General features: G+C 62.9%; 27 protein-coding genes. 10 read left to right on the top strand and 17 right to left on the bottom strand.

Going from position 1 to position 25,602, the window contains the following annotated elements; genetic code table 11:
* Positions 1–24: 24 nt before the first annotated feature.
* Positions 25–1,461 carry a D-alanyl-D-alanine carboxypeptidase/D-alanyl-D-alanine endopeptidase gene (dacB, locus tag BM059_RS04760; RefSeq protein WP_074937066.1) on the bottom strand — a complete coding sequence of 479 codons (1,437 nt, stop codon included), beginning with the start codon at positions 1,459–1,461 and terminating at the stop codon, positions 25–27.
* Positions 1,462–1,708: 247 nt separating this feature from the next.
* Between dacB and BM059_RS04765 the strand changes: the two genes are divergently transcribed.
* Complete coding sequence (locus tag BM059_RS04765; RefSeq protein WP_036998483.1) at positions 1,709–2,050, top strand: 50S ribosome-binding protein YggL; 342 nt, start codon at positions 1,709–1,711, stop codon at positions 2,048–2,050.
* A 140-nt stretch (positions 2,051–2,190) separates the two neighbouring features.
* Here BM059_RS04765 and BM059_RS04770 read toward each other — a convergent pair whose 3' ends face one another.
* From BM059_RS04770 to BM059_RS04800, 7 genes are all read right to left on the bottom strand, one after another.
* Positions 2,191–5,142: an HD domain-containing phosphohydrolase gene (locus BM059_RS04770; RefSeq protein WP_074937068.1), complete on the bottom strand. Its 2,952-nt coding sequence runs from the start codon at positions 5,140–5,142 to the stop codon at positions 2,191–2,193.
* A gap of 70 nt (positions 5,143–5,212) precedes the next feature.
* The gene (locus tag BM059_RS04775) at positions 5,213–6,277 is read right to left on the bottom strand and encodes an FUSC family protein (protein WP_036998481.1); all 1,065 of its coding nucleotides are present in this window, start codon (positions 6,275–6,277) and stop codon (positions 5,213–5,215) included.
* Between the two features lie 12 nt (positions 6,278–6,289).
* Positions 6,290–7,621 (bottom strand): deoxyguanosinetriphosphate triphosphohydrolase, encoded by a 1,332-nt coding sequence (locus BM059_RS04780; RefSeq protein ID WP_074937070.1) that lies wholly within the window; start codon positions 7,619–7,621, stop codon positions 6,290–6,292.
* Between the two features lie 71 nt (positions 7,622–7,692).
* On the bottom strand, positions 7,693–8,856 hold the full coding sequence (locus BM059_RS04785; protein WP_036998478.1) for an EAL domain-containing protein: 1,164 nt from the start codon (positions 8,854–8,856) through the stop codon (positions 7,693–7,695).
* A gap of 101 nt (positions 8,857–8,957) precedes the next feature.
* Positions 8,958–9,257 (bottom strand): hypothetical protein, encoded by a 300-nt coding sequence (locus BM059_RS04790; RefSeq protein WP_036998477.1) that lies wholly within the window; start codon positions 9,255–9,257, stop codon positions 8,958–8,960.
* Entirely contained in the window at positions 9,254–9,613 is a 360-nt protein-coding gene (locus tag BM059_RS04795) for a phage holin family protein (protein ID WP_074937071.1), read from the bottom strand. The genes BM059_RS04790 and BM059_RS04795 overlap by 4 nt, the downstream gene beginning before the upstream one ends.
* A gap of 8 nt (positions 9,614–9,621) precedes the next feature.
* A complete protein-coding gene (locus BM059_RS04800; RefSeq protein WP_036998469.1) occupies positions 9,622–9,939 on the bottom strand; it encodes an ElaB/YgaM/YqjD family protein in 318 nt (105 codons plus the stop codon).
* 372 nt (positions 9,940–10,311) lie between these two features.
* Here BM059_RS04800 and BM059_RS04805 point away from each other — a divergent pair, with 372 nt between their 5' ends.
* Positions 10,312–11,520, top strand: a complete 1,209-nt coding sequence (locus BM059_RS04805; protein WP_074937073.1) for an ammonium transporter — start codon at positions 10,312–10,314, stop codon at positions 11,518–11,520.
* Between the two features lie 84 nt (positions 11,521–11,604).
* Here the strand turns inward: BM059_RS04805 and BM059_RS04810 are convergent, their stop codons facing one another.
* The 3 genes from BM059_RS04810 to purM are packed head-to-tail and all read right to left on the bottom strand — an operon-like array spanning position 11,605 to position 14,032.
* Positions 11,605–12,321, bottom strand: coding sequence for a DUF3108 domain-containing protein (locus tag BM059_RS04810; protein WP_037000077.1), 717 nt, complete (start codon positions 12,319–12,321; stop codon positions 11,605–11,607).
* Positions 12,322–12,329: 8 nt separating this feature from the next.
* Positions 12,330–12,974 (bottom strand): phosphoribosylglycinamide formyltransferase, encoded by a 645-nt coding sequence (purN, locus tag BM059_RS04815; RefSeq protein WP_074937075.1) that lies wholly within the window; start codon positions 12,972–12,974, stop codon positions 12,330–12,332.
* On the bottom strand, positions 12,974–14,032 hold the full coding sequence (gene purM, locus BM059_RS04820; RefSeq protein WP_037000075.1) for a phosphoribosylformylglycinamidine cyclo-ligase: 1,059 nt from the start codon (positions 14,030–14,032) through the stop codon (positions 12,974–12,976). The genes purN and purM overlap by 1 nt, the downstream gene beginning before the upstream one ends.
* 247 nt (positions 14,033–14,279) lie before the next feature.
* On the opposite strand from purM, the gene BM059_RS04825 reads away from it, so the two are divergent.
* The 3 genes from BM059_RS04825 (at position 14,280) to hda (ending at position 17,187) form a co-directional block, all read left to right on the top strand.
* Entirely contained in the window at positions 14,280–15,320 is a 1,041-nt protein-coding gene (locus tag BM059_RS04825; RefSeq protein WP_074937077.1) for a DUF2066 domain-containing protein, read from the top strand.
* Positions 15,321–15,394: 74 nt separating this feature from the next.
* On the top strand, positions 15,395–16,486 hold the full coding sequence (locus BM059_RS04830) for an AI-2E family transporter (RefSeq protein ID WP_074937079.1): 1,092 nt from the start codon (positions 15,395–15,397) through the stop codon (positions 16,484–16,486).
* On the top strand, positions 16,483–17,187 hold the full coding sequence (gene hda, locus BM059_RS04835; protein ID WP_074937081.1) for a DnaA regulatory inactivator Hda: 705 nt from the start codon (positions 16,483–16,485) through the stop codon (positions 17,185–17,187). Before BM059_RS04830 ends, hda begins: the two co-directional genes overlap by 4 nt.
* 142 nt (positions 17,188–17,329) lie before the next feature.
* Here the strand turns inward: hda and BM059_RS04840 are convergent, their stop codons facing one another.
* From BM059_RS04840 to arsC, 4 genes are read right to left on the bottom strand one after another with little or no spacing between them, the layout of a single operon-like run.
* Positions 17,330–18,007, bottom strand: coding sequence for an alpha/beta fold hydrolase (locus tag BM059_RS04840; RefSeq protein WP_074937083.1), 678 nt, complete (start codon positions 18,005–18,007; stop codon positions 17,330–17,332).
* Positions 18,007–18,417 carry a DUF2069 domain-containing protein gene (locus tag BM059_RS04845; RefSeq protein ID WP_037000067.1) on the bottom strand — a complete coding sequence of 137 codons (411 nt, stop codon included), beginning with the start codon at positions 18,415–18,417 and terminating at the stop codon, positions 18,007–18,009. The genes BM059_RS04840 and BM059_RS04845 overlap by 1 nt, the downstream gene beginning before the upstream one ends.
* Before the next feature lie 2 nt (positions 18,418–18,419).
* Complete coding sequence (wrbA, locus tag BM059_RS04850) at positions 18,420–19,016, bottom strand: NAD(P)H:quinone oxidoreductase (RefSeq protein WP_037000066.1); 597 nt, start codon at positions 19,014–19,016, stop codon at positions 18,420–18,422.
* On the bottom strand, positions 19,013–19,366 hold the full coding sequence (gene arsC / locus BM059_RS04855; protein ID WP_037000065.1) for an arsenate reductase (glutaredoxin): 354 nt from the start codon (positions 19,364–19,366) through the stop codon (positions 19,013–19,015). The genes wrbA and arsC overlap by 4 nt, the downstream gene beginning before the upstream one ends.
* Before the next feature lie 138 nt (positions 19,367–19,504).
* Here arsC and BM059_RS04860 point away from each other — a divergent pair, with 138 nt between their 5' ends.
* Together BM059_RS04860 and BM059_RS04865 are read left to right on the top strand one after the other, a co-directional pair.
* Complete coding sequence (locus BM059_RS04860) at positions 19,505–20,722, top strand: YihY family inner membrane protein (protein ID WP_074937085.1); 1,218 nt, start codon at positions 19,505–19,507, stop codon at positions 20,720–20,722.
* 215 nt (positions 20,723–20,937) lie between these two features.
* Complete coding sequence (locus tag BM059_RS04865; protein WP_074937087.1) at positions 20,938–21,135, top strand: hypothetical protein; 198 nt, start codon at positions 20,938–20,940, stop codon at positions 21,133–21,135.
* A 51-nt stretch (positions 21,136–21,186) separates the two neighbouring features.
* On the opposite strand, the gene BM059_RS04870 is transcribed toward BM059_RS04865, so the two are convergent.
* Entirely contained in the window at positions 21,187–21,579 is a 393-nt protein-coding gene (locus tag BM059_RS04870; RefSeq protein WP_037000062.1) for a hypothetical protein, read from the bottom strand.
* Positions 21,580–21,693: 114 nt separating this feature from the next.
* Positions 21,694–23,100 (bottom strand): pilus assembly protein PilZ, encoded by a 1,407-nt coding sequence (locus BM059_RS04875; RefSeq protein ID WP_074937089.1) that lies wholly within the window; start codon positions 23,098–23,100, stop codon positions 21,694–21,696.
* Between the two features lie 30 nt (positions 23,101–23,130).
* Here BM059_RS04875 and BM059_RS04880 point away from each other — a divergent pair, with 30 nt between their 5' ends.
* The 3 genes from BM059_RS04880 to BM059_RS04890 all read left to right on the top strand — a co-directional run bounded on the left by BM059_RS04880 (position 23,131) and on the right by BM059_RS04890 (position 25,598).
* The gene (locus tag BM059_RS04880; protein WP_037000058.1) at positions 23,131–23,607 is read left to right on the top strand and encodes a TlpA disulfide reductase family protein; all 477 of its coding nucleotides are present in this window, start codon (positions 23,131–23,133) and stop codon (positions 23,605–23,607) included.
* A gap of 100 nt (positions 23,608–23,707) precedes the next feature.
* The gene (locus tag BM059_RS04885; RefSeq protein WP_037000056.1) at positions 23,708–24,880 is read left to right on the top strand and encodes an MFS transporter; all 1,173 of its coding nucleotides are present in this window, start codon (positions 23,708–23,710) and stop codon (positions 24,878–24,880) included.
* A gap of 112 nt (positions 24,881–24,992) precedes the next feature.
* The gene (locus BM059_RS04890; protein WP_074937091.1) at positions 24,993–25,598 is read left to right on the top strand and encodes an outer membrane beta-barrel protein; all 606 of its coding nucleotides are present in this window, start codon (positions 24,993–24,995) and stop codon (positions 25,596–25,598) included.
* Positions 25,599–25,602: the final 4 nt, after the last annotated feature.

The following is a 25,602-nucleotide window of genomic DNA, read 5'->3' on the forward strand; positions in this document are numbered from 1 at the left end:
GATTGCACCCGGGCTACGTGGTCGTCAGCGCTTGGGTTGGCTGTAGGTGTCGAGCAGCACCTGATCGAGAATCGAGGTGGCACCCCAGGGTTTCGGGTCGTTGAGAATGGCGACCACAGCCCAGTCCTGGCCATTGCTGTCACGGCTGTAGCCGGCGATGGCGCGTACGTTGTTCAGGGTGCCGGTCTTGATGTGCGCCTCGCCTACCAGCGGCGTACGTTGTAGGCGACGACGCATGGTGCCATCCATCGCTACCAGCGGCATCGAACTGCGGAACTCGGCGGCGTACGGACTACGCCAGGCCGCCTGGAGGATCAGCGCCATCTCCCGTGCGCTGATGCGTTCTGCGCGTGACAGACCAGAGCCATTTTCCAGCACCAGGTGTGGCGCGGTGATACCCTTGCGGGCCAGCCAACTGCGGATCACGCGCTGCGCGGCCAGGGAATCGTCCTTGTCGGCTTCGGTACGGAACTGCGCACCGATGCTGAGGAACAGCTGCCGGGCCATGGTGTTGTTGCTGTACTTGTTGATGTCGCGGACGATTTCCACCACATCCGGGGAGAAAGCGCGCACCAGCATGCGGGCGTCTTCCGGTACCGGCCCCAGACGGTCCTTGCCGAGGATCTTACCGCCCAGCTCCTGCCAGATGCCACGCACTGCGCCGGCGGCATAACTGGGGTGGTCGAGCAGGGATAGGTAGGTTTGTGCACTGCAGCCCTCGGCCAGTTGGCCGCTGACGATCAGTGTGGTGCCGTCGTACTGGTCCACCGCGTTGTAGCGGATGTCCGGCCAGGCCGGGCACTTGGCGGCCTTGAGGACGCGCACCTGATTATCGATGCGGATCGTCGCGATGGGTGGGTCCATGGCGATACTCACCTTGCCGCCTTCGGAGCGGGTGATGAAGCGTTGCGCCTTGAGGTTGACCAGCAGCGAGTCGGGTTTGACCAGGAAGGGCTTGTTGGCATCGCCGCCGTCGTCATTGAACGCCGGCAACTGTGGGGCGACGAAGAAGCTGCGATCGAGTACCAGGTCTCCTTGAACCTGATGCACGCCATTGATGCGCAAGTCGCGCAGCAGCAGCCAGAGCTTCTCCATGTTGAGTTTCGGGTCGCCGCCACCCTTGAGGTAGAGGTTGCCATGCAGCACGCCGTCCTTCAGCGGGCCGTCGGCATAGAACTCGGTCTTCCACTGATGGTTGGGGCCCAGCAGCTCAAGTGCTGCGTAGGTGGTCACCAGCTTCATGGTTGAGGCTGGGTTGACCGAGACGTCGGAGTTGAACTGCAGGCCACCGGTTTGCCCGCTCAGAGGCACGGTCATCACTGACAGCGAGTTGTTGGAAATCTTGTTGGCTTTCAGTGCTTGCTCGACCTTTGCAGGGAGTGCGGCGCTGGCAGCGTGGCAGGACAGGGCGAGGGGGAGAAGCACGGCGCTCAGCGCCAGTTGGCGAAACCGCTGAATCATGGACAAGGACCTTCCGCAGGCAGGCGGGAGTAACGAGGAAGACAGACAAAGGACTGTCTGGCTCGGGGAAAAGTTGCCGGCATTATGCCGCAAGATTCTGCTCGCAGTCGGCACCGCCTGATTAAAAACAACGCTCGCAAACAGCTGATGTTCAGCATGCTCGCAGAGCTGGTGGGTGATACAAGACGGGCGCTGTGTCGGCGAAACTGCTAGAGTGCCGCGCGTTATTACCTTTGAGGATTGTTTCATGGCGACCAACCGTTCCCGCCGTCTGCGCAAGAAGCTCTGTGTCGATGAATTCCAGGAGCTGGGCTTCGAGCTGACCCTGAACTTCAAGGCCGACTTGAGCGACCAGACCCTCGACGATTTCGTCGATCAGTTCCTCGATCAGGCCATTGCCGGCAACGGCCTGGATTACGTCGGTGGTGAAGACTTCGGTCTGGTCTGCCTGGCCAAGCGTGGCTCGGTGGACGAGGCGCAGCGCGCTGCCGTCGAGGCCTGGCTGAAAGGCCGTGACGAACTGGAGAAGTTCGAGCTCAGCCCGCTGCAGGATGTCTGGTACCCGGAAAACCCGATCAACCAGGCTTGATCGCGACGCGGCGCCGGGTTCTCCGGCGCCGTTTGTCTGGATGGCCTTTAGGCTCATCCAGGCGCCCGCCAATTGTTGTAGGAGCGAGCTCTGCTCGCGAAGCGAGGCGTCGCGTAACGCCTCGTGAGCGCAGTTCACTTCTACAGTAATCCCGCTTTTTCCAGCAGCGCTTGTTCGTCCACCTGATCGATCTGTTCGGCCTGCATGAAGCGTTCGGCATAGCGCCGGTAGATGCCAGTGCGGATGAACAGGGCGAACAGCTGCGGGTCGATGTGCGCGCCTTTGCACATGCCAACCATGATGTTCAACGCCTCAGACAGCGTCTTGCCTTTCTTGTAGGGGCGATCCACTGCGGTCAGGGCTTCGAAGATATCGGCGATGGCCATCATGCGTGCCGGCAGGCTCATCTGCTCGCGCGTCAGGCGTTTGGGATAGCCGCTGCCATCCATCTTCTCGTGGTGCCCACCGGCGATCTCGGTGACGTTCTGCAGGTGTTTGGGGAAGGGCAGCCGGTCGAGCATCAGGATGGTCTGCACGATATGGTGGTTGATGATGTAGCGCTCCTCGGCCGTCAACGTGCCACGGGCGATGCTCAGGTTGTGCAGCTCGCCGCGGTCGAACTTGTACGGCGGCACGTCCAGCTTGAACCCCCAACGATTGTCCGCTGCGATCACTTCCTGGCCGACGCGCTCGATCAGATGCTCGGGGCGGTCGGCAAGCAGTGGTTCTTCCACTGGCAGGTGACTTGGCGGCGAACGCTCCAGGCGTTTGGCTTCCTCCCAGGAAACCCCCAGGCGGTTGTCCAGAGTCCGTAGCCAGCGTCGTTCGGCGATCTGTTGCAGGCGCGCCTGATCGGCATCGGCCATGGCCTCGCCCCCTAAGTTGATGCGTGCGATGAAGGCGAACTCGTCGTCCAGATCGCTAAGCAACTCATCACGCTGGGTGGCCAACGCCGCCTCCTCGCCACCTTCGGCGAGAGCCCGCCAATAGGCGATCCAGGCGTCGCGCTTGAGCACCTCGAAGCGCATGCGCACTTCGTGAATGCGGTCGTACAGGGTTTCCAGCTTGGTCGCCTTGTCCACCACATATTCGGGTGTGGTGACCTTGCCACAATCGTGCAGCCAGGCAGCGATATGCAGTGCCTCCCATTCTTCGTCAGTGGGCTTGTAGTCACGAAACTCCGGGGCATCGCTCTCGGCAGCGGCACGCGCCAGCATCAGGGTGATTTCCGGCACGCGCTGGCAATGGCCGCCGGTGTATGGGCTCTTGGCATCGATGGCGCCGGCGATCAGCTGGATGAAGGCGTCCAGCAGTTGTTTCTGCCGGGCCAGCAGGCGTTGGCTCTCGATGCACAGTGCGGCACTGCCCGAAACGGCGTCGACGAAGGCGACACGGTCCGGGCTGAGCATGCTCTCGCTGTTCTCGCCGGTATCGCGTTGCAGCAGCACCAGCACGCCGACGGTGTCGCCCTGACGGTTGTGCAAACCAGCCGCGATCAGGTGCAGGCGCGGGCTGTCCATGGCCGACAGCAGCCCCTGGAATGTCCCGGCCTGGTCGAAGCCGATGGAGGTAGCGATGCTATCGCCACCGCTAGCCGGGCGTTGTAACCAAGTGGGAAGGATCGGATCGTCATGGGCCAAGCCGTGGATGCCCAGTTCGGCGAGGCTACGGCTCTGGCCGTCGATGATCAGTCCATGCGGTTCCAGTCGGCCGCTGTCGTTGTCCAGCAGATAGAGCAGGCCACCTTGGGCCTCGCTGATGGAGACGGTGGCGTCCATCACCCGTTTGATCAGTGCTTCGAAATGGGTTTCTGCGGACAGGCTGGCGGCGATGTCGAGAAAGCTCGACAGGGTGTCCTTCATGCTGCTCATCGACACTGCCAGTTGATCGACTTCGAGAATCGGTGAGCGTCCGCTGGCCGGATAGGCGAAATCGAAGCGGCGGATGGCCTGCGCCTCCTGCACCAGGCTACGCAGTGGTTTGACCACCAGGCGTGAGGTCAGCCAGCCTAGCGGTAGACACAGCAGCAAGGTGGTGAGGGTGATCAGCGCACCCTGCCAGCGGATGCGGTAGGCCTCGGCCAACAATTCTTGCTCGGGAACCAGCAGCGCCAGATGCAAACCCTGCGGTCCGCCTTCCTGAATGTGCCGATGGGCCATGGCCCAGCGCTGTTTGGCCAGCTCGACGATGCCTTCGTCCTGTTCGCTCAACTGGCCGGCCAACAGTTCACCCAGGGCCGGGTTGAGTTCGCTGACCTTGACTAGCGATACCTTGCCATCGACCTCCTTGAGTAGGCGGCTGCTATCGGGGTAGGCCACGGCGTTGCCGTCACTGTCGGCGAGTACCACCTGGCTGTTTTGGGTGACGCGGTGGCTGGCCAGGGTAGCGGAAAGATCATCGAGGGTCAGGTCTGCGCCGATCACGGTGGTCAGCCCGCTGCGCCTGGCCAGGGTGGTGCCGATTTCCTGGGTGGAGAAGAACAGATAGGGGGCGGTGGTGATCTGCCCGCCGTCGCCACGCGCACGCTTGAACCACTCGCGTTGCCTTGGATCATAGGGCTCGCTGAGGTTCTGCCTGCGGCTGAGCTGATTCAGCGATCCATCGTAGAACAGGTAGTCGCTCTCGGTGCCGGCACTGCTGCGGTCGATGGCCCAGACCTGATAGGCGGCTTTGTCCGGCACATCGAAGCGCTGCTTGAGCATGTCGCTGCGCAGCGGTCTGACCATGAAGAAGTCGCCATCCTCGTAGCCGAGGTAGACCGAGGCCAGTTTGGGGTTGTCGCGCAGGGCCTGGACGAACAGCGGCAGCATTTCCAGGCGTTCGTCGAGCGTATCGGCCTGGGTGGCAGGGTGCAGTGCCAGCAGGCTGAGCAGGTGACGTATCGGACGATAGGTGCTGTCCAGGTCCTTCTGCACGTCGTACTGGATGCGCTCGAACAGGGTCGAACTGCTGGAGAAGATCAGCCGGCTGGTCTGCTGATAGTTGAACAGCCCCAGCACCACACCAGTGAATAGCAAGAGAAGGGTGAACAGGACACTGATATGAACATGCAGGGGGAAACGGCGTTCGCGCGCAACCGCTGTATTGGGCATCGCACTTCACTCCTTGCTGGCGCTGCAGGCTCCAACAGCATAGTGAAGAGTGAGCGAATCTGCCGAAACGTTATAAAGGCTGTTGCGAGTTGTCCTCGGGCTTGCCCGGTTTGTTCAGTTGCAAGCGCAGGCCATGCACCAGCAGTGCGATGGTCAGGGTCAGGGCGACGCCAATCAGCGCGTTGAGCAGGCGAACTTCGGCCAGGTGCCAATCCTGCGCCAGGCTCTCGGCCAGGAGCACGAAGCACACACTGGTCTGCAGCACGAACAGGCCATAGTGATTGGCTTGTAGCGCCCGGCTGAGAAAGACCAGAACCAGCAGGGTCATCACCATCATCGGTGGGCTCTGCAGGCTGTGGCCGAAGATGATCAGCAGACCGGCGGCGGCCAGGCTGGCCAGACTGGCCTGCAGGGCACGCACCAGGCTGCCTTGGAACTCCAGTTGCAGCGTGCTGATGACGGTCAGCGTCAGCCAGTAACCACGCGACAGGCCGGCAAGATTGACGATCAGCCCTGAGGCGGCGAAGGCCAGCATGCAGGCCAGGGCGTGCAGGCGCCATTGTTGGCGTGGCAGGCGCTGAGCGTGGCGCTTGAGCACCTTGAGGATGGCCAGGAAGCGCGGCATGTACGGCCACATGCGCAGGCCGTGCAGACCGCGCAAGCCGAAGGCCAGCAGCATTACCCAGAGCCCGCCGAGGATGAACAGCATGGCCACTGCATAAGGGTTGTGCAGGTTGCCGATACCGAATTGCCCTTGGCCGAGACACAGGCAGATGCACAGGCCGATGCCCAGTTTGCCGGCTTCGCTGCCGAAGCGTTGCAGCCAGGCCAGGAGCAGCCCGAACGCCGCGAAAATGCCCAGGCTGATCAGGGGGTGACTGCCAGCCCAGAAACCCAGGCCGGCGCTGCAGGCGCCGAGACCAGTGAGCAGCAGCATGCGCAGCATGCCGAAGCGGTGCAGCGGGTTGGCCTGGGCAGCCTGGAATGCGCCTGCCGAGGCCCAGAGAAAACCGCTGTGGGCGGTGCTCAGCCCGAGCAGCAGCGGCAATGCACAGCCCAGCCCAGCGACCACGGCCGGACCCCAGGCCGGCGGGCCGGCATGCCAGGTAAAACTGTTGCGAATCAGGTTCTTCATGCGTTCTGTTCGTCAGATCGGGCTCGAACGGCCCGTCATCTCCCTCGCCATTTCCGTAGCGTAGCTGTCTGTCATGCCGGCGATGAAGTCGATTACCCGCATGAACGAGCGATACAGCGGCCAGCCCGGTTCGGGAGCGTAGTAGCTGAGCAGGTCGAGAATGCGCCGATGCTTGAACGACAGCGGGCGCCCGCTGTGCTGCTCCAGTGCCGCGCCGCAGAAGGCATTGAGGAGAATCTCCAGCGTGGTGTAAGCGCCGATCTCGTGCAGGGTCTTGCGCTTGTCGTGGAAGATCTTCTCGCGCGCCAGGGACTTCGCGCTCTGCACGCAGTGCTTGGCGGCACCGTGCATGTGTTCGACCAGATCGCCCTGCAGGCTGCCACCCAGCAGGGCGTGCTGTTGCTCGACGAAGGCGCTGGCCGCCGCGTTGGTCAGGTGTTCGATGGCCTTGCCGCGCAGAATCGCCAGCTTGCGTCGGCGCGAGTCCTTAGGGCCGAGCTGGCGATAGGTTTCCGGCAGGTCATCGCCCACCAGGTCGAGCAGCAATGCCTCGACTTCGGTGTAGTCGAGCAGCTCCATCTCCACGCCGTCTTCCAGGTCGATCAGGCCGTAGCAGATGTCGTCCGCCGCCTCCATCAGATAGACCAGCGGGTGGCGTGCCCAGCGCTGCGCCTCCAGTTGTGGCAGTTCGAGTTTGGCGGCGATCTGTTCGAGCAGCGGCAGCTCGCTCTGGTAGCAACCGAACTTGTGCTTCTTGTAGCCCTGGGCGTCGGCGTGGCGGGCGGTCCAGGGGTACTTAAGATAGGTGCCCAGGGTGGCGTAGGTCAGCCGCGTACCGCCGTCGAACTGGTGATATTCGAGCTGAGTGAGTACGCGAAAGCCCTGCGCGTTGCCTTCGAAATTGAGAAAGTCGCCGCGCTCGGCATCGCTCATCGCGTCCAGCCAGCCGCGTCCGGCGGCCTGCTGGAACCAGTGGCGAATGGCGTCTTCGCCGGAGTGGCCGAACGGTGGGTTGCCAATGTCGTGAGCCAGGCAGGCGGACTGCACCACCATGCCCAGGTCGCTCGGGGTGCACCAGTGGGGCAGCTCATCACGCAGCATCTCGCCGACACGCATGGCCAGCGAACGGCCGACGCAGCTGACTTCCAGCGAGTGGGTCAGGCGAGTATGGATATGGTCGTTGCTCGAAACGGGATGCACCTGGGTCTTGCGCCCCAGGCGGCGGAACGCACCGGAGAAGATGATGCGGTCATGATCCTTGTGAAAGGGACTGCGCCCCAGTTCTGCCGAGCTGGGAGCGGGTTTGCCAAGACGTTCGCGGGTGAGCAGGGTGTGCCAATCCAAGGCCTATCCTCGCCAGGTTGATCCGAGCGCCTAGCTTGGGTGTTCGGGCCGCTGGCTGCAACCCCGGTTGGCTAAAGGCCGGCGGCGTCGATATCCACCAGCAGCAGGCGACGGCCGTTGTCGATGAACTGGCCTGCCGTCAGGCAGTACTGGTTGGTGGTGGCGTCGCGGTAGGTGGTGGAGAGGGTCAGGCGGCGCTCTTCCCAGCCTTCGGCCAGCAGTTGATAGAAGTAGGGGCGCCACGACCAGTTGTGGCCGAGGTAGCGATCATCGGCCTGCCACGTGCCCTGGCGCCATTCCAGGTTCGGCGTGAGCTGGGTGCCGTGACGGTCGCACTGATAGATGCGCAACAGCCAAGGGTAGTGGTCCGGCGCTTTCAGGCTCGTTGCCGGAGCGCCGCTTTCGGCCCACAACCTGAGTTCGGACATCAACTCAGCCAGTTGCTGGCGCAGGTTGACCAGGCGTGCGCGCTCGGCGAGTTTCTGCTGTACGTAGTTGTCACGCAGCCGCGCGAAGCGGCCGACGAAGGCGTCACTGGCGAACAGCTCTTCTTCCGCCTTGGCGAACAGGAACCCCTGTACGTAACGGGCGCCGCATTCCAGGGCGAAGTTCAGTTCGGCTTCGGTTTCCACGCCTTCGGCGATGATCCAGCAGCCAGTCTTTTCGGCCATCTGTGCCAGGGCTTTGACTACCTCGCCGCTGGGGCCGCCACGGGCAGCTTCCTGAAACAGGCGCATGTCCAGCTTGAGAATGTCTGGCTGCAGTGCCAACACGCGGTCGAGCTGCGAGTAGCCGGCACCGAAGTCGTCGATGGCGATACGCGCACCGGCGTCGCGGTAGCGCGATACCACGTCAGGCAGGCGCTGACTGGCTCCGCCGAGTTCGGTGATCTCGAAGACGATGCGCGCCGGATCGATGCCACTGCGTTGCAGCTGAATCAGGCTGGGCAGGGGTTGCGCCGGGCGCAAGCGGCTGATCCAGCGCGGCGAAATGTTCAGGCTCAGAAACCAATCCGCCGGGGCCTGGTGAAAGCGGCGCAGGGCATCTTCGCGCACCTGTCGATCAAGGCGGCGCAGGGCGGCAGGTGGGGTTTTCGGATCAGCGAACAGTGGCCCGGCCGAGCGTGCCTCACCATGGGCATCGCGCAGCCGCGCCAGTGCCTCGACGCCGGCGATACGGCCGGTAGCGGTGTCGATGAAGGGTTGGAAGACGGCAAAAGGCAGTCCGTCGATCACCTGGGGTGTCCTTAGCGCTCAGCGGTTGAGCCGCCGAATGGCGGCTGGGTTGTTCAACCTAGCAAGATCGCGGCCAGTCCAGGTCTATACCAATGTCTGCTTCAATCGCTGACGTTCGGCCGGCGCCGGAGTAGTGGCGCGATGATCAATGCCAGGCGTAGCCAGCGCCGCCAACCGCGTTTGCCACCGAGCAGGCCGGCCAGTGCCAGTGCGCCACCAGTGAGCAAAAATGGTGCGTTTCCCTGACGCAGGCGTTGTCCGTACTCCCGTACCTGTTTCAGTGGCTGGCTGATCTGCAGCATTTCATGACGCAGTTCCTGGCGATGCATTTCCAGGCGCATGCGCAGCACAGCTTTGCGTAGCTGGCGGCGCGAGGCGCCCGGGGGCAGGGTAGAGGTCATGGCAGCAGTTGCTCGCGGTCGCGTTGCAGTTCTTCCAGGCTGGCGCTGAACGGCGCTTCGGCGTTGCGCAAGCTGGTCAGCAGCCAGGCACCGCAGCCGAGCAGGCCGATACCGTAGAACAGGCACAGGCCGGTGGCGACCGCCAGGCGGTGGCTGTCCCAGTAGACGATCAGCAGTAGTGCGGATAGGCCAATCAGCAGGAGCAGGGCGAAGGCCAGGCACAGGCCGCCTAGCAGCAGCGCGCGTAGTGCCTGGTTACGTTGGTCTTCGAGTTCATGGGCCAGCAGCGCCACATGGCCCTGGAGCAGGCCCAGAAGGGCTGCTCCCAAGCGTCGTGGCGAAGGTCCATTGGACATGGGCGCTGTCAACGGCGGCTGATCAGCAGGCCCAGTACCAGGCCGATAGCGGCCGACAGGCCAAGCGCCTGCCACGGGTGTTTGTGTACGTAATCCTCGGTGGCATCAACGGCGATCTTGCCTTGCTCACGCAGCCCGGACTCGGCTTTATGGAGGGTGTCGCGGGCGCGATCAAGACTGCTGCGAATGTCGTCGCGCAGGGATTCGGCCTGTTCGCCGGCGAGGCTTGCGGAATGTTGCAGGAGCTTCTCGGTGTCGCTGACCAGAGCCTGGAATTCATCCAGCAGGGCGTCCTTGGTGCTTGGAGTAGCGGCTTTGCGTGGCATGGTGAGCAGTCCTCTGCATTGGGTATGTACTACTTACGAGTGCTCGGTAGCGTGAGGGTTCCGCAAGAATAGTCGGGAAATGACCGGTCTGGCGTTTGGTATAGCGATTGCATTTTGCTGGTGCGCGAAGGTCGAGAAGCGCCCCTTGATGGGGCTTTATCGAAGCGGCTCAGGATGGTCAATTTCGCGCATAACCATTTGATTAACAAGAAATAAGCATCGATATGCCGTATTTGGGTGGCGCTATTTCAGGGCCACCTGGCGGCACTTTTCGAGGGCGTGCCCTACAGGCTGGCTGCATTGTGGTGCGCATTTTCGGGTTTGTGCCTTTGTTTGGTGCCTTTTCTTCTGCCTTCGGAGTTTTCTTTCTCGATGGAAAACATCAATAGTGCCGTGGCCACGCTGATCCACGGTTCCAATACCCTGTTCATCCTGCTGGGCGCAATCATGGTTCTGGCCATGCACGCCGGATTTGCCTTCCTGGAAGTCGGGACGGTGCGGCAGAAAAACCAGGTCAATGCGCTCTCGAAGATTCTCTCGGACTTCGCCATCTCTGCCCTGGCGTATTTCTTCATTGGCTACTGGATCGCCTACGGCATCAACTTCTTCGAGCCGGCTGCGGTGCTGACGGAGAACCATGGCTATGGCCTGGTGAAGTTCTTCTTTCTGCTGACCTTCGCCGCTGCGATTCCGGCGATCATCTCCGGTGGTATTGCCGAGCGTGCCAAGTTCGGCCCGCAGCTGTGCGCCACGGCGCTGATCGTGGCCTTCGTCTATCCCTTCTTCGAGGGCCTGATCTGGAATGGCAACTATGGTTTCCAGGCCTGGCTCGAGGCGCGTTTCGGTGCAGGCTTCCATGATTTCGCCGGTTCCGTGGTGGTGCACGCCATGGGTGGCTGGCTGGCGTTCGGCGCGGTGCTGCTGCTGGGGCGTCGTAATGGCCGTTATCGCGACGGCAAGCTGGTGGCCATGGCACCTTCGAACATTCCATTCCTGGCGCTGGGCTCATGGATCCTGATCATCGGCTGGTTCGGTTTCAACGTGATGAGCGCGCAGACGCTCGAAGGGGTCAGTGGCCTGGTGGCGGTCAACTCGCTGATGGCCATGGTCGGGGGTACCGTCGCTGCGTTGCTGGTAGGGCGCAACGACCCGGGCTTCCTGCACAACGGCCCGCTGGCTGGTCTGGTCGCCATCTGCGCCGGCTCGGACCTGATGCATCCGATTGGTGCTCTGGTCACTGGCGCGATTGCCGGTGCATTGTTCGTCTGGGCATTCACCGCCACACAGGTGAAATGGAAGATTGATGACGTACTCGGCGTGTGGCCGCTGCACGGCCTGTGCGGTATCTGGGGTGGTATCGCCTGCGGCATCTTCGGCCTCGAGGTGTTCGGTGGCCTCGGTGGCGTGAGCCTGGCCAGCCAGGTGATCGGCACGGCGCTGGGCGTGGTGGTCGCGCTGGTTGGTGGCTTCGCGGTGTACGGCCTGCTCAAGGCGTCGCTGGGCATTCGCCTGAGCCAGGAAGAGGAATACAACGGCGCCGACCTGTCGATTCACAAGATTGGTGCGATCAGCCAGGACTGAGGAGTCCTGGTTGGCGCTGTTTGTCAGCGCTGCGGCGGGCAATAAAAAACCGGGCGATGGCCCGGTTTTTTATTCGGTTGCAGATCAGTCGCGGCGGCCTTCGACCGCTTTTCCGGCGACGGTGCCTTCCTTGAGCATGATTTGGTATTCCTTGCCGTCGGTTTCCACCTGATGCAGGCGCACCAGCAGGTGGCCCCAGTCCTTGGCGAACCACAGCACGGTCTTGCGGGTGCTTTGCGTGGGGTCACGCACACGCTCGACCTTGATCGCATCGATCAGGCCAGCCTTGGTGCGCACCACTTCTTCGCCAAGCACGCGGAAGTCGTAGGTTTCGATCTCGTCACCGTCGACCACCTGGTAGCTCACGCTCTTCTTGCCGGCCGCGACGTCCTGTTGCAGGGCAATCTGGTAGGTCGATTTATCTAGCAGGCCGCGATTGAGCGGGAAGCGCACCGCGTCACCACGGTCGGTGCCGATCACTTGCTTCTGTTCCCAGTCGAAGTCCTGCTCGACTTTCTTGCCTTTACCCAGGCCGCTGCGGTTGAGACGGTAGGTGAGTGGCATCAGGGTTTCGTTATCGACGCGGAAGGTGCTCTCTTCGGTGAGGCCAGCGACCAGCATCGAGGCTTCGAAGTTGAGGGTCCAGCGGCCGTCTTCTTCGTGCTTGAGGCTGCGCTCGGCGCTACCGCTTACCGGCAGTTGCTTCCAGTCCGCGGTATAGCTGGCAGAGAAAGGCTGCAGGTCCTCGGCAAGGGCTGGCAGGCTGAACAGTGTCAGGGCGAACAGCAGGGCACGACGCATAGAGTCTCCTAGGTTCGAATCAGGTGGCCGCTGGCGGGCAGCGGCTGGCCATCCAGCATTGCGCCTTGGGCGCCAAGACGCAAGCGGCCTTCGGCAAACCAGCGTACCGCCAGAGGATAGATCTGGTGTTCCTGCTGGTGCACGCGGCGCGCAAGGCTTTCGGCCGTGTCGTCTGCCTTAATCGGCAACACAGCTTGTACGACCAGAGGGCCACCATCGAGTTCCTCGGTCACGAAGTGCACGCTGCAGCCGTGCTCGGTGTCGCCGGCTTCCAGGGCACGCTGATGGGTGTGCAGCCCTTTGTGCTTGGGCAGCAGTGACGGATGGATATTCAGCAGGCGGCCTGCGTAATGCTGAACGAAGCCCGGCGTGAGAATGCGCATGAAGCCAGCCAGCACCACCAGGTCAGGCTGGTGGGCGTCGATGGTCTGGATCAGAGCGGCATCGAAGGCTTCGCGGCCGTCGAACTGCTTGTGGTCGAGCAGGCCGGTGGTGATCCCGGCCTGCTCTGCCCGTTCCAGGCCGTAGGCACCGGCGCGGTTGCAAATAACCGCGGCGATGCGAGCCGGATTGCCGTCGTGGGCGACGCTGTCGATCAGCGCTTGCAGGTTGCTGCCTGATCCGGAGATCAGGACGACGACATTACAGGGCATCAGTGGGCTTTCAGGTTGTTCAGCTGAACCTGGGCTGCGCCTTCTGCCGCGGCGGTGATTTGGCCGATGACCCAAGGTTGCTCGCCGCTGGCGCGCAGGCTGGCCAGGGCGGTTTCGACCTGATCCTGAGCGACACAGATGACCATGCCGACGCCGCAGTTCAGGACGCGGTGCATTTCGTGCTCGTCGACGTTGCCCTGTTCCTGCAGCCAGTCGAACACGGCCGGGCGATTCCAGCTAGCCACGTCGATCACAGCCTGGGCGCCTTGCGGCAGCACGCGCGGGATGTTGTCCAGCAGACCGCCGCCGGTGATGTGGGCCATGGCCTTGACCGCACCGGTGTCCTTGATCAGCTTGAGCAGCGGTTTGACGTAGATGCGGGTCGGCGCCATCAGCAGGTCAGCCAGGGCCTTGTCGCCGAGTTGCACCTGCTCGATGTCGGCGCCGGAGACTTCGATGATCTTGCGGATCAGCGAGTAGCCGTTGGAGTGCGGGCCGGAGGAGGGCAGGGCGATCAGCGCGTCGCCGGTGACGACCTTGGAGCCGTCGATGATTTCGCTCTTTTCCACCACGCCGACGCAGAAGCCGGCCAGGTCGTAGTCTTCGCCTTCGTACATGCCCGGCATCTCGGCGGTTTCACCACCGACCAGGGAGCAGCCTGCCAGTTCGCAGCCAGCGCCGATGCCGGTGACCACAGTGGCGGCGACGTCGACGTTGAGCTTGCCGGTGGCGTAGTAGTCGAGGAAGAACAGCGGCTCGGCGCCGCAGACCACCAGGTCGTTGACGCACATGGCGACCAGATCCTGGCCGATGCTGTCGTGCTTGTTCAGGTTCAGCGCCAGGCGCAGCTTGGTGCCGACGCCGTCGGTGCCGGACACCAGTACCGGTTGCTTGTAGCCGGCCGGGATCTCGCACAGGGCGCCGAAGCCGCCCAGGCCACCCATGACTTCCGGACGGGCAGTGCGCTTGGCCACGCCTTTGATGCGTTCGACCAGGGCTTCACCGGCATCGATGTCGACGCCTGCGTCCTTGTAGCTGATGGAGGGTTGCTTGCTCATAGATCCGGGCCTTTGGATGGGGAGTTCGTGTAGGCGCCGACGTGGCGCAGGCTCATCCAAGGAGCCCGGCGCGCGTACCGGCTGGCGAAGGCGCGCGATTTTATCAGGCTTGCCCGGTAGCGGCCACTCGCGTGCATGCGCTTCGTCGCAGGCGCTGGCTCTGGTTGCCGGGGCGGGGGCGGCTGTTTAAGGTATAGGCCTTTATGCCCGCCCGCCGTGCAGCCATCCCTTGCGAGAGTCCGCCCCAATGCGTTTGCCCATCCGCCTGTTGTTCCTCTGTCTGTCGCTCTTGAGCCTGCCGGCATTGGCCGCGCCGGTTACCGGTCTGTACCAGGTGCGCGAGCCCGTGGCCGATCAACAGCCGGAAAGTCGCGACGCTGCCATGCAGAAAGCGTTGCAGACCCTGGTGCTGCGCCTGACCGGCGATGCCAAGGCGTTGCAGGGCGCCGGGTTGGAAGGGCTGCGCAAGGACCCACAGCAGATTGTCAGCCAGTACGGCTATGAAGGCGATGCGTTGCTGGTCGAATTCGATCCGGGCAGTACCGATCGCCAACTGCGTCAGGCTGGCCTGGCCCTGTGGGGCGCCAATCGTCCGGCCATCCTGACCTGGTGGCTCAATGAGTCGCCGGAAGGCAGCCAACTGGTTGGCGAAAGCCAGAGCGCATCGGCACTGCTGCGCGATGCCGCTCAACATCGTGGCCTGCCACTGCGTTTGCCACTGGCGGACCTGAGCGAGCAAGCAGTGGGCACTACCGACGTGCTGTTGGCCAATGATCCTCAGGCCTTGCGCGAGGCTTCCGAGCGCTACGCTGCCGATGCATTGCTGGCCGTGCAGGCGACCGAAAGCAGCGGCAGCTGGCAGGCGACCTGGCGCCTGTGGCTGGGTGACGAGCGCGAGCAGGGCAAGGCCGAAGCCGCCGATCAAGCCGCGCTGGCCGACGCGGTGATGCTGGCCGTGGCCGAGCGCCTGGCGCCGCGTTTTCTGGTCAAGCCAGGTGCCGCGCAAAGCCTGACGCTGGTGATCGAAGGCGCCGATCTGGGCCGTTTCGCGGCGCTGGAGCGCCTGCTCGAACCCTTCGCTGCACGCTTGCAGGAGATCGACGGCCAACGCCTGGTCTATCAGGTCAGTGCCAGCCCGGAGCAACTGCGCGCGCAGCTGGCATTGGGGCAGTTGCAGGAAGTCAGCGAACCGCTCGATGCCGCTGAGCCGGTAGAGAACCCTGAAACGGGCGTAACCGAGGCGCCGCAGGTGAAACCGCGCACCGATCAGCTGCGCTTTCGCTGGTAAGCTTGCTGGTAGGTAAATCACCGCCCAGTTACACGCGGCGCCGTCAGGCGCCGTTTCGCATCGAGGACGCGAGCATGACCGATTCCACCCGTTGGCTATGGATGGCTGGGCTGTTTCTGCTCGGCTGGCTACTGTACTTGTTGCACCCGATTCTATCCCCGTTCCTCATCGGCATCCTGCTGGCCTACATGGGCGACCCGCTGGTCGACCGGCTGGAGCGCCACCGTCTGTCACGTACCGGTGGTGTGATCGTGGTGTTCGCGTTGTTCGCTCTGGTATTGCTCATCCTCCTGCTGGTGCTGGTGCCCATGCTGGGACGACAGCTGGTGCGCCTGTATCAGCTGGCGCCGGAAATGCTCGACTGGCTGCAGGGCACGGCCTTGCCCTGGTCGCAGTCGCACCTGGGGTTGCAGGATGACCTGCTGCAGGTCGATCAGCTCAAGCAGGTGTTTACCGAAAACATCGGCAAGACCACCGATGTACTCAAGGCGGTGCTGGCCCAGGCGACATCCTCGGGGTTGGCACTGCTGGCCTGGCTGGGCAACCTGCTGCTGATTCCGGTGGTCAGTTTTTACCTGATGCGTGACTGGGACGTGCTGGTCGAGCGGGTGCGTCGCCTGCTGCCGCGTCAGCGCGAGGGGCTGGTGGTCAAGCTGACTGGCGAATGCCACGAGGTGCTCGGCGCCTTCCTGCGCGGCCAACTGCTGGTGATGCTGGCGTTGAGCGTCATCTACGCCTCCGGGCTGATGCTGGTCGGGCTGGAGCTGGGGCTGTTGATCGGCGTGCTGGCGGGCCTGGCGAGTATCGTGCCGTATATGGGTTTTATCGTCGGTATCGGTGCGGCGCTGACTGCTGCGCTGTTCCAGTTCGGCCTCGAACCCTATCCGCTGATCGGTATCGGCGTGGTGTTCATGATCGGCCAACTGCTCGAAGGCATGGTCCTGACACCCATGCTGGTGGGCGATCGTATCGGCCTGCACCCGGTCGCGGTGATCTTCGCGATCCTCGCGGGTGGCCAGTTATTTGGCTTTACCGGCGTGCTGCTGGCATTGCCGGTTGCTGCCGTGATCATGGTTTTGCTGCGTCATGCCCATGATTTATATAAACTTTCCGGCCTTTACGGAGAGTCCAATAGCGGTTCCGACGAGCCGCAGAGTCCTGCATGAAACCAATCCAGCTGCCTCTGGGGGTGCGTCTGCGTGATGACGCCACCTTCGCCAACTACTACCCCGGCGCCAATGCCGCGGCCTTGGGCTATGTCGAGCGCCTGTGCGAGGCCGACGCCGGCTGGACGGAAAGCCTGATCTACCTGTGGGGCGCCGAAGGCGTCGGGCGTAGCCATTTGCTGCAAGCCGCCTGCCTGCGTTTCGAACAGCGTGGCGAGGCGGTGGTGTATCTGCCGCTCGGCGAGGTGGTGCAGCACGGCCCGGAGTTGCTCGACAATCTTGAGCTGTGTGAACTGGTCTGCCTCGATGACCTCGATGCAGTGGCTGGGCGCAGCGATTGGGAAGAAGGCTTGTTCCATCTGTTCAACCGCTTGCGTGACAGCGGCAGGCGTCTTTTGCTGGCGGGCACCATGTCGCCGCGCGAGCTGCCGATTCAATTGCCTGACCTGAAGTCGCGGTTGACCCTGGCGCTGGTTTTCCAACTGCATGAGCTGTTCGACGAAGACAAGCTGCGCGCCCTGCAACTGCGTGCCTCACGCCGTGGCCTGCAGATGAGCGACGAGGTCGGCCGTTTCATCCTCACCCGTGGCGAGCGCAGCATGAGTGCGCTGTTCGAATTGCTGGAACGTCTGGATCAGGCCTCGCTGCAGGCCCAGCGCAAGCTGACCATTCCCTTTCTCAAGGAAACCCTGGGCTGGTAGGAGGCGAGATGCAAGCCTCAAACTACAAGCGAGAGCCTAACCCCGAAATCCGTGAATCCTGCACAGCATCCCCCGGTTTTCGTCCGGACTACCGGCTCCCTGGGGAGCTCGCTCCTACATCAGGGCACTATCCGGGGGCTTTCTAGCTCGCGCCTATTTCCTGCATGAACTCAGCGATTGCTTGGGTACAGACCTTTGGCCGCGTCTGCAGGATGAAGTGCGGGCCATCCAGGCGAATCTGGCGGATGTCACTGCAAAACTGCGGCAGTCGTTCAGCAGCGGCGCTGGCGACCAGGCGATCCTGTTGTGGCCAGAGGTGTAGGCAGGGCAGACCCAGGGCTTGCGCTGGTGCTTGTAGTGCGGCCAGGGTTCCCAGGCGGGCGCGCAGCAGCGACGGATTCAGCCGGCGAATTTCCCTTCGTACCCGTTGCAGGATGTCTTCTTCTGCCGTGTTGTCCAGGCACAGGGCGCGCAGCAGCCTGGGCTGCGTGGCAAGTGCCAGCGGCATGGGCAGGTGCCTGAGTAGTGGCAGGGCGGCATTTGGGCGGGTCAGAAACGAGGCGGCGAAAATCACGCCGCGCAAGCCTTTGGGTTTTCGTATTGCCAGGCGGTAGGCCAGCGGGCCGGAGAACGATTCACCCAATAGTATGAAAGGCGTGTTGCCCAGGCCGCGGATCAGGATGTCGGCCAGGCTGTCGTAATCCTGCGGCCCCTGATCCGGCAGGCTCAGTGCCTGACAATCGATGTCCTGAAGCTCGTCGAGCAATGGTGCGAAGAGGTGGCTGCTGCCGTTCAGACCAGGCAGCAGTACCAGACGCATCAGACTTCCCCGGCCAACTTGCGGTCGTACTGGAAACGCCAGCGAGTGTAGAGCAGGGCGCAGCAGAACAGGCCGAAGCTGATCACCGCCTCCAGCGCGCCGAACAATGCACGCGCCGGGTCGATGGCGGCGAGTACGCCCTGAATGAAGTAGAGGTTGACCACGAAGCAGGCCCAGGCATGAGCGCGGGCGTTACCCATCAACATGCCGGGGGCGAGCAGCGCAAGCGGCAGCAGTTGAATGGCTAGCACCACGCCGACCCGTGCGCCATGCAGATCGGCGAAGACCAGATTCCATACCAGCAGCAGGGTCAGCAGGGCGATGAAGCTGAACAGGCTCAGCGCTCGACTGAGTTTGACCCGCGGCTCCAACCATTCAAGGCTGGGCAAGGGTTTCTTTGCTCGGGCCACGTTCAGCGCTCCAGTTTGCTGGCGGTTTGCGCCAGGCGTTGACCCAGTGCACGGCACAGGGCGATTTCATGTTCGTCCAGGGTGCGTTTGCCGTCGCCGCCAGCATGGTGGCTGGGGCCGTAGGGCGTACCACCGCCGCGGGTTTCGAGCAGGGCCGCTTCGCTGTAGGGCAGGCCACAGAGCAGCATGCCGTGGTGCAGCAGCGGCAGCATCATCGACAACAGGGTGGTTTCCTGGCCGCCGTGCAGGCTGGCGGTGGAGGTGAATACGCCAGCAGGCTTGCCAACCAGCTCGCCAGTCAGCCACAGGTTGCTGGTGCCATCGATGAAGTACTTCAGCGGCGCCGCCATGTTGCCGAAACGGGTAGGGCTGCCTAGCGCCAGGCCCGAGCAGTGCTTCAGGTCATCCAGGGTGGCGTACATGGCGCCATCTTCTGGCACGCTCGGCGCCACGGCTTCGCATTCGCTGGACACCGCCGGCACCGTGCGTAGGCGTGCCTCCAGGCCGGCCATCTCGACGCCACGGGCGATCTGTTTGGCCATCTGCGCAGTGGCGCCATGGCGGCTGTAATAGAGCACCAGGATGTAGGGCGCACTCATGCCAGCAGCTCCAGCACTTTTTCCGGTGGGCGGCCGATGACGGCCTTGTCGCCAGCGATCAGGATCGGGCGTTCGATCAACTTGGGATGCTTGACCATCGCCTCGATCAGTTGCGCCTCACTCAAGTTGGCCTCGGCCAGGCCCAGTGCCTTGTATTCGTCTTCACCTGTGCGCAGCAGGTCGCGGGCAGCGATGCCCAGCTTACCCAACAGGCTCGTGAGTTCGGCGGCGTTGGGTGGCGTTTCCAGGTAGCGCACCACGGTCGGTTGCAGGCCGCGTGCTTCCAGCAGCTCCAGGGCGCCGCGGGACTTCGAGCAGCGCGGGTTGTGGTAGAGGGTCAGGTCGGTCATGGTGACTCGCATCCGGCTTGAGGTGGCGGCTATTCTAACCGTCTGGTACGTGGATGCACGCATACCGCTAACAGGCTGTTGATGCGACCTTTTCACGCGGTGCACGGTCTGAATGTTTTTAGGGGCTAAGGAGAGGTCATGCGGGGTCGTTTGAAGGACTGGGTGGGGTTCTGGTTCAGCCTGTATCAGCGTTTCGTGGAGAACCGTGGCGCAGGCAACGCGGCGGCGCTGACTTACACCACGCTGTTCGCTGTGGTGCCGATGATGACCGTGACCTTCGCCATGCTCTCGGCGATTCCTGCGTTTCAGGGGGTCGGTGAGAACATCCAGGCATTCATCTTCAACAACTTCGTGCCGTCCACCGGTGAGACGGTGCAGGAATACCTGCGGGTGTTCACCACTCAGGCGCGACAGCTGACCTGGTTCGGCGTTGGGCTGCTGGCTGTGACCGCCTTCCTCATGCTGGTGACCATCGAGAAGACCTTCAACGTGATCTGGCGGGTGCGCCAGCCGCGGCGTGGGATGTCCAGCTTCCTGCTGTACTGGGCGATTCTCAGCCTCGGGCCACTGCTGTTGGGGGCAGGTTTTGCGGTGAGTACCTACATCGCCTCGCTGTCGCTGATTTCCGGGCCGGATGCGGTGGTCGGAGCCAAGACCCTGCTTGCCTTCACGCCGTTGCTGTCGAGCATCGCGGCCTTCACTTTGCTCTATGCGGCGGTCCCCAACACTCGGGTACCGTTGCGTCACGCTCTGCTCGGCGGACTGTTCAGCGCCGTGCTGTTCGAGGTGGCCAAGGCATTGTTCGGCCTCTATGTGCGCCTGTTTCCCGGTTATCACCTGATCTATGGCGCGTTCGCCACGGTGCCGCTGTTTCTGGTGTGGATCTATCTGTCCTGGTTGATCGTGTTGCTGGGCGCCGAACTGGTTTATGGCCTGTCGCAACCCCGGCACTGGCGTCGCGAGCCCATTCCCAAGGGGCTGATTGTACTGGTGGTGCTACGTCTGTTGCTTAAGCGTCAGCAGAAGGGTGAAGCGCTGCATTACGGCGATATGCAGCGCGCTGGCTGGCGTTTGCCCGAGGACGAATGGGCGCAGGTGATGGACTTTCTCGAACGCGAGCATCTGGCGTGCAAGGCCAGTGGTGGCGGTTGGGTGCTGTGCCGTGATCTGCACAGTTTTTCCCTGCATCAGCTACTCGAGTGCAGCCCTTGGCCGTTGCCGAGCTTGCCGCAGTTGCCTGCTCAACTCGACGAGCCCTGGTACCCGGCGTTGCGCGAGGGGTTGGAACGTTTACAGGCAGAGCGTGAGGTGCAGTTCGGTGCCAGCCTGGCGGAATGGTTGCCGGGCAAGAGTTGACTGATGGCGGTTTGGGGCGCGTGGCGACGGCTCGTCAGGCATTTGGGGTGACAAAAAACGTCAGTTTGCGGCGTCATCCCACTGCTTGGCGGTGCTGCCGGAGGGCTGCGCGTTACTGATTACGTTTCGAGCGCACTGGCACGCTTCTGGCTACTGCAGAATCAGTTGCTATCGAACTGCCATCAGGGCAGGAATCGCTGAGGACTCAGGCAGTAATGACGGGCAAGAACAAGGTAGTCCACCTTCACCGACGCGATCCGCAGGAAGCGCTGACGCGGCTCAACCGAATTACCGGGCTGCAGTTCGCACGCTGGCCGGAGTCGCTGCTCGATCATGTCGCTGCTGACAACCTGCAGCCAGACGCTGACGCAAAGGCGCAGCCCACGCCCAACTCCGATATTTCCTGCGGCTGAAAGCAACAACCCCGCGTCGAAGCGCGGGGTTGTCATTTCAGCGTTTCAGGTTCAGGCCATGGCTTGAAGGCTTTCGCTGTTGGCCAGTTCGACGGCCTGTACGAAGAACTCCTCGACTACCAAGCTCTGTGCCGGCACCGCCGAGCGCAGGCGCACCTGCATGTCTTCGATTTTTTGCCGTACCGGCATGCGCGCGATGCCGGAGAGCAAGATCTTGCCATGGGCATTGACCTTGCCGTGGTCGACACTGACTTCGCGGCGCTTGTCTCCGTCGCGATAACTGACCAGTAGCGACACTGGCAGGTTAGCCAGCCCGGGCAATTGCAGCCAGGTGGCGATGTTGTATTCGGCCACGCGCCCCTCGTAGGGCGTGACCAGCAGGCGAGCGACGTCGACGATGCGCGAGGGCACGGAGCCAATCAGCTTGTCTTGCACGTGGGACATGGTGGAGTTCCAGGCTGGGTGAGACTTCAGTGCCAGGAATTATAAGCAGCCACCTGCTGGTGAAACTGTGCACTCGGCAGACAGGCCGCGTGACTGGGGTCGCAGTTTTGCGTATCAGGCCAGACGCAGCGGATGGCGGGTGACCGATGAGGTCTGCAGGTTGCTTTCAGGCAGCGGCAGGATCGCCTGGTTGTGTACGCTGGCAAGCTGCAGCCAAAGGTGCTCGCCGGAGGTGAACTGGCCATTGGGTAACCATAGACCGTGATGCCAGCCATTGCCCGGTGCCGGGGTGCTTTGCAGCACGCCAGGGTGGGTCTGGGCATTGGGCGCACGACGCAGCCACACCGGCCGCGGCAGACCTTTGAGATAGCGCAAACCCAGGTGCAGACCTTCGACATTGAGGTGCCGCCAGCGCACCAGAGCCAGTGTCGGCGTACCATTGGTGAGCAGCAGAACCAGTTGCCCAACCTGCAGCTGCCCGCCCTCGTTGGCGTTGCACAGCAAGCGTGCACCGCCTGGGCTGGCATCGAGTAGCTGCGCCTCGGTACGCTGCGGCAGCTTGTCCAGCAACTGCGCATGGATGGCCGGTAGGCCGACCACCAGGCTGCATTGCCCGTCCAGTTCGGCGCGTTCATGACGACGTTGCTCGCGCCCCAGCCAATGTTGACGCACGCGCTCAAGCAGCTGGCGCTCCTGGGCGCTTTGCAGGGGCGCAGGTTCATGCAGGGCGATCAGCAGCGCACCGAGCTCGAAACGACGCAGATTGGCCGCCTCGCCTTCGATCGGCTGCTCGAAGCCCAGGCAGGCCTGTGATTCACTGAGGTCGACTATCGGGCCTTCGGCATCGTCTTCCTCATCCCAGGCTTGCAGCCTGGCCAGCCCAGCCAGCGGTGCCAGGGCGCTGAACAGCGTCAGGCATTCGCCCTCATCGAGGTGGAAAGGATTGCTCAATGCCAGCAACAACATCTGCTGGTACAGCCCGCGCAGATTGCTGGCCGGTCGCGGTTCGAAGGCGGCGGCCACCGGCTCGTCCAGGCACTGCTGGTGCTCGCCGATCCAGTACAGCAAGTGGCTGTCGCGCCACAGCGCCGGCGGTGGCTCCTGGTACAACTGGTAGTGGCGCAGCAACTGCTGGGCAAGGAAATGCTGGGCCATGTACAGGCACCAGGCCAGGTGTGGCATGGACGGCTGACGCCCCTGCAGGATCTGCAGCAGCAGACGCTTGAAACCGATGGCCAGTTCGCCGCACAGGCGTACGAACAGTGCACTCGGTGGATGCTGACTATTGGCGAGGCCGGCGTAATGACGATACTCGTCACTGAAGTTTTGCAGCGCACGCTGCCTTTCCAGTAAGGTCAGAGCGCTGCGATTGAGCGAAAACAACAGACCGAGCACTTGCTGTAGGCCATGTTCCTGCTCCAGGTGGCGAGCTGCCGCGAGTCGCTGGACGACTTCCGCTGGGGATACGCTGTTGTCCTCGCGGATGTCCGGTACTTCCAGGCGCAGGGCATCCAGCGTCATATCAACCCCGAGTGGACGAGGATCGAGTACATGGGCTTAGGGCTCCGGAATGTCGGCAAGGCTGTTTTAGGTATCTGCGCCGGTCTGTTGCTGACGGCTTGCGCCGAAGATTTCGGCCCCGATCAGCATGGACGAAAGGTAACGGCTGACAGCCTGGATGGCCAGTGGCTGGTCATTAATTATTGGGCCGAGTGGTGCGCACCGTGCCGCACGGAAATTCCCGAGCTCAATGCACTCGAGCAAACGCTGAAAAACCAGTCGGCGCGCGTGATCGGCGTCAACTTCGATGCCTTGCAGGGCGAGGACCTCAAGCGCGCAGCGGACGGTTTCGATATCCGCTTCACTGTGTTGGCACAGGACCCGGCAGCGCGCTTCGAACTGCCGCACAACGACGTGCTGCCGGTGACCTATATAGTCGACGCTGACGGCAAGCTGCGTGAGCGCCTGGTGGGCGAGCAGACCTCTGCGGGGCTGCAGGAGCACCTCAAGCGCTTGCGCGGCCAGTAACGAGGCGACGAAAACCACTGCGACAGGCAGTCGCAGCAATAGGTAGCATGCTAAGCTTTTGTTTCGGCCGAACCTGCGCCGTGCTTCATGAGTCTGCCTGATGTCCGCTACCCATCTCACCCGTGGCAGCGCCGGTTACCGGCGCGCCACCCTGGCGCTGTTCTGCGCCGGTTTCGCTACCTTTGCCATGCTCTACTGCGTGCAGCCGCTGCTCCCTCTGCTGGCGTCGCACTTTCGCGTTTCCGCGGCCAACAGCAGCCTGGCGCTGTCCCTGACCACCCTCAGTCTGGCGTTGTGTCTGCTGGTATCCGGCGCGCTGGCCGAGAGCTGGGGGCGCAAGCCGGTCATGGCTGCGGCATTGGGCCTGGCAGCGATGCTGGGGATCGCCTGTGCGCTGGTGGAGGAGTGGAGCAGCCTGCTGATTCTGCGCGCGCTGTTGGGGCTGGCGCTGAGCGGTTTGCCTGCGTTGGCCATGGCCTACGTTGGCGAGGAGTTCGACCCCGAAGCGCTGCCGGCCGCCATGGGGCTCTATATCGGCGGTACGGCGCTGGGTGGGCTGCTCGGGCGTCTGCTGGCGGGCCTGCTCAGTGACCTTGGCGGCTGGCCCTGGGCCCTGGGCGGCATTGCCGGGCTCGGTCTGCTGGCCTTGGGACTGTTTCTTTGGCTGCTGCCGCCGTCGCGGCATTTCACCGCGCAACCGCTTTCCTTGCGCGGGTTGCTGCGTAACTTCTCGCTGCACCTGAGTAACCCGCGTTTGCGTGTGCTGTTCGCTTTGGCCTTCCTGCTCATGGGCGGCTTCGTCGCGTTGTTCAACTACGTCGGCTTTCGCCTGGCCGGCGCGCCATTCAACCTGTCGGCGACGGTAATTGGTCTACTGTTCACTGTCTATCTGCTGGGCATCTTCAGCGCCGGTTGGGCCGGGCGCTTGGTGCCACGCTTCGGCGCTCGTCAGGTCCTGCACGGCGGCATCGGTTTGATGCTGCTGGGCGTGGCGCTGTGTGCGACGCCCTGGTTGAGCGCGGCTGTCATCGGGCTGGCGCTGTTCACCCTGGGTTTCTTCGCCGCTCATGCGGTTGCCAGCGGCCAGGTCGGCATTCATGCGCAGGGGGCCAAGGCGCAGGCGTCGGCACTGTACTTGTGTGCCTATTACCTGGGCTCCAGCCTGGTAGGCTACGTCGGTGGTTATGTCTGGGAACACGCCGGCTGGCTGGCTTTGCTGGCTGTTCTGGCCTCCTTATTCGTCGCAGCTGGGGCTCTGGTGCGGCGTATTTAGGCTGTTTGTCGCTCGTTCAGTGCAGGTTCAAGGAGGGTTCAGCGGGTATTCAGTAGTCTTCCCGCAGACTTGTTGCCGAGTTGATCAAAACTGCAACGAGAGGAACGATTCGATGAAAATCACCCTGAACCGTATCGCATTCGCCACCTGCCTGGCCCTGGGCGCAACCGCTGCCCAAGCCAACGACAATTTCGTCGGCCTGATCTGGGGTCAGACTGACAACAATATCCAGAAGTCCAACGCACTGAATGCCAACCTCGGCAATCCCAAGCTGGACAAGGTGATCAACGGCGAGGGCACCTGGGGCATCCGTGCTGGCCAGAAGACCGCCGATGGCCGCTACTACGCGACCTACGAGAATGTCTCCGACAGTCACAATGGCTACAAGCTGCGTCAGCAGAATCTGCTCGGCAGCTACGACATGTTCGTGCCGCTGGGTGATAACAACACCAAGCTGTTCGGTGGTGTAACCGCCGGCTTGGTCAAGCTCGAGCAGGAAAGCCGTGGCTTTTCCCGCGACAGCGACATCGGATTTGCCGCGGGTCTGCAGGCCGGTATCCTGCAGGAACTGAACAGCAATACATCGATCGAAGCCGGCTATCGTTACCTGCGTACCAACGCCAGCACAGAAATGGCACCGCATGGTGCAGGCAAGGCCGGGTCGCTGGACCTGCATAGCAGCTCGCTGCTCTACCTTGGCGCCAACTTCGCCTTCTAACGAT

It is taken from the genome of Ectopseudomonas composti, from assembly GCF_900115475.1.
Classification (GTDB): Bacteria; Pseudomonadota; Gammaproteobacteria; order Pseudomonadales; family Pseudomonadaceae; genus Aquipseudomonas; species Aquipseudomonas composti.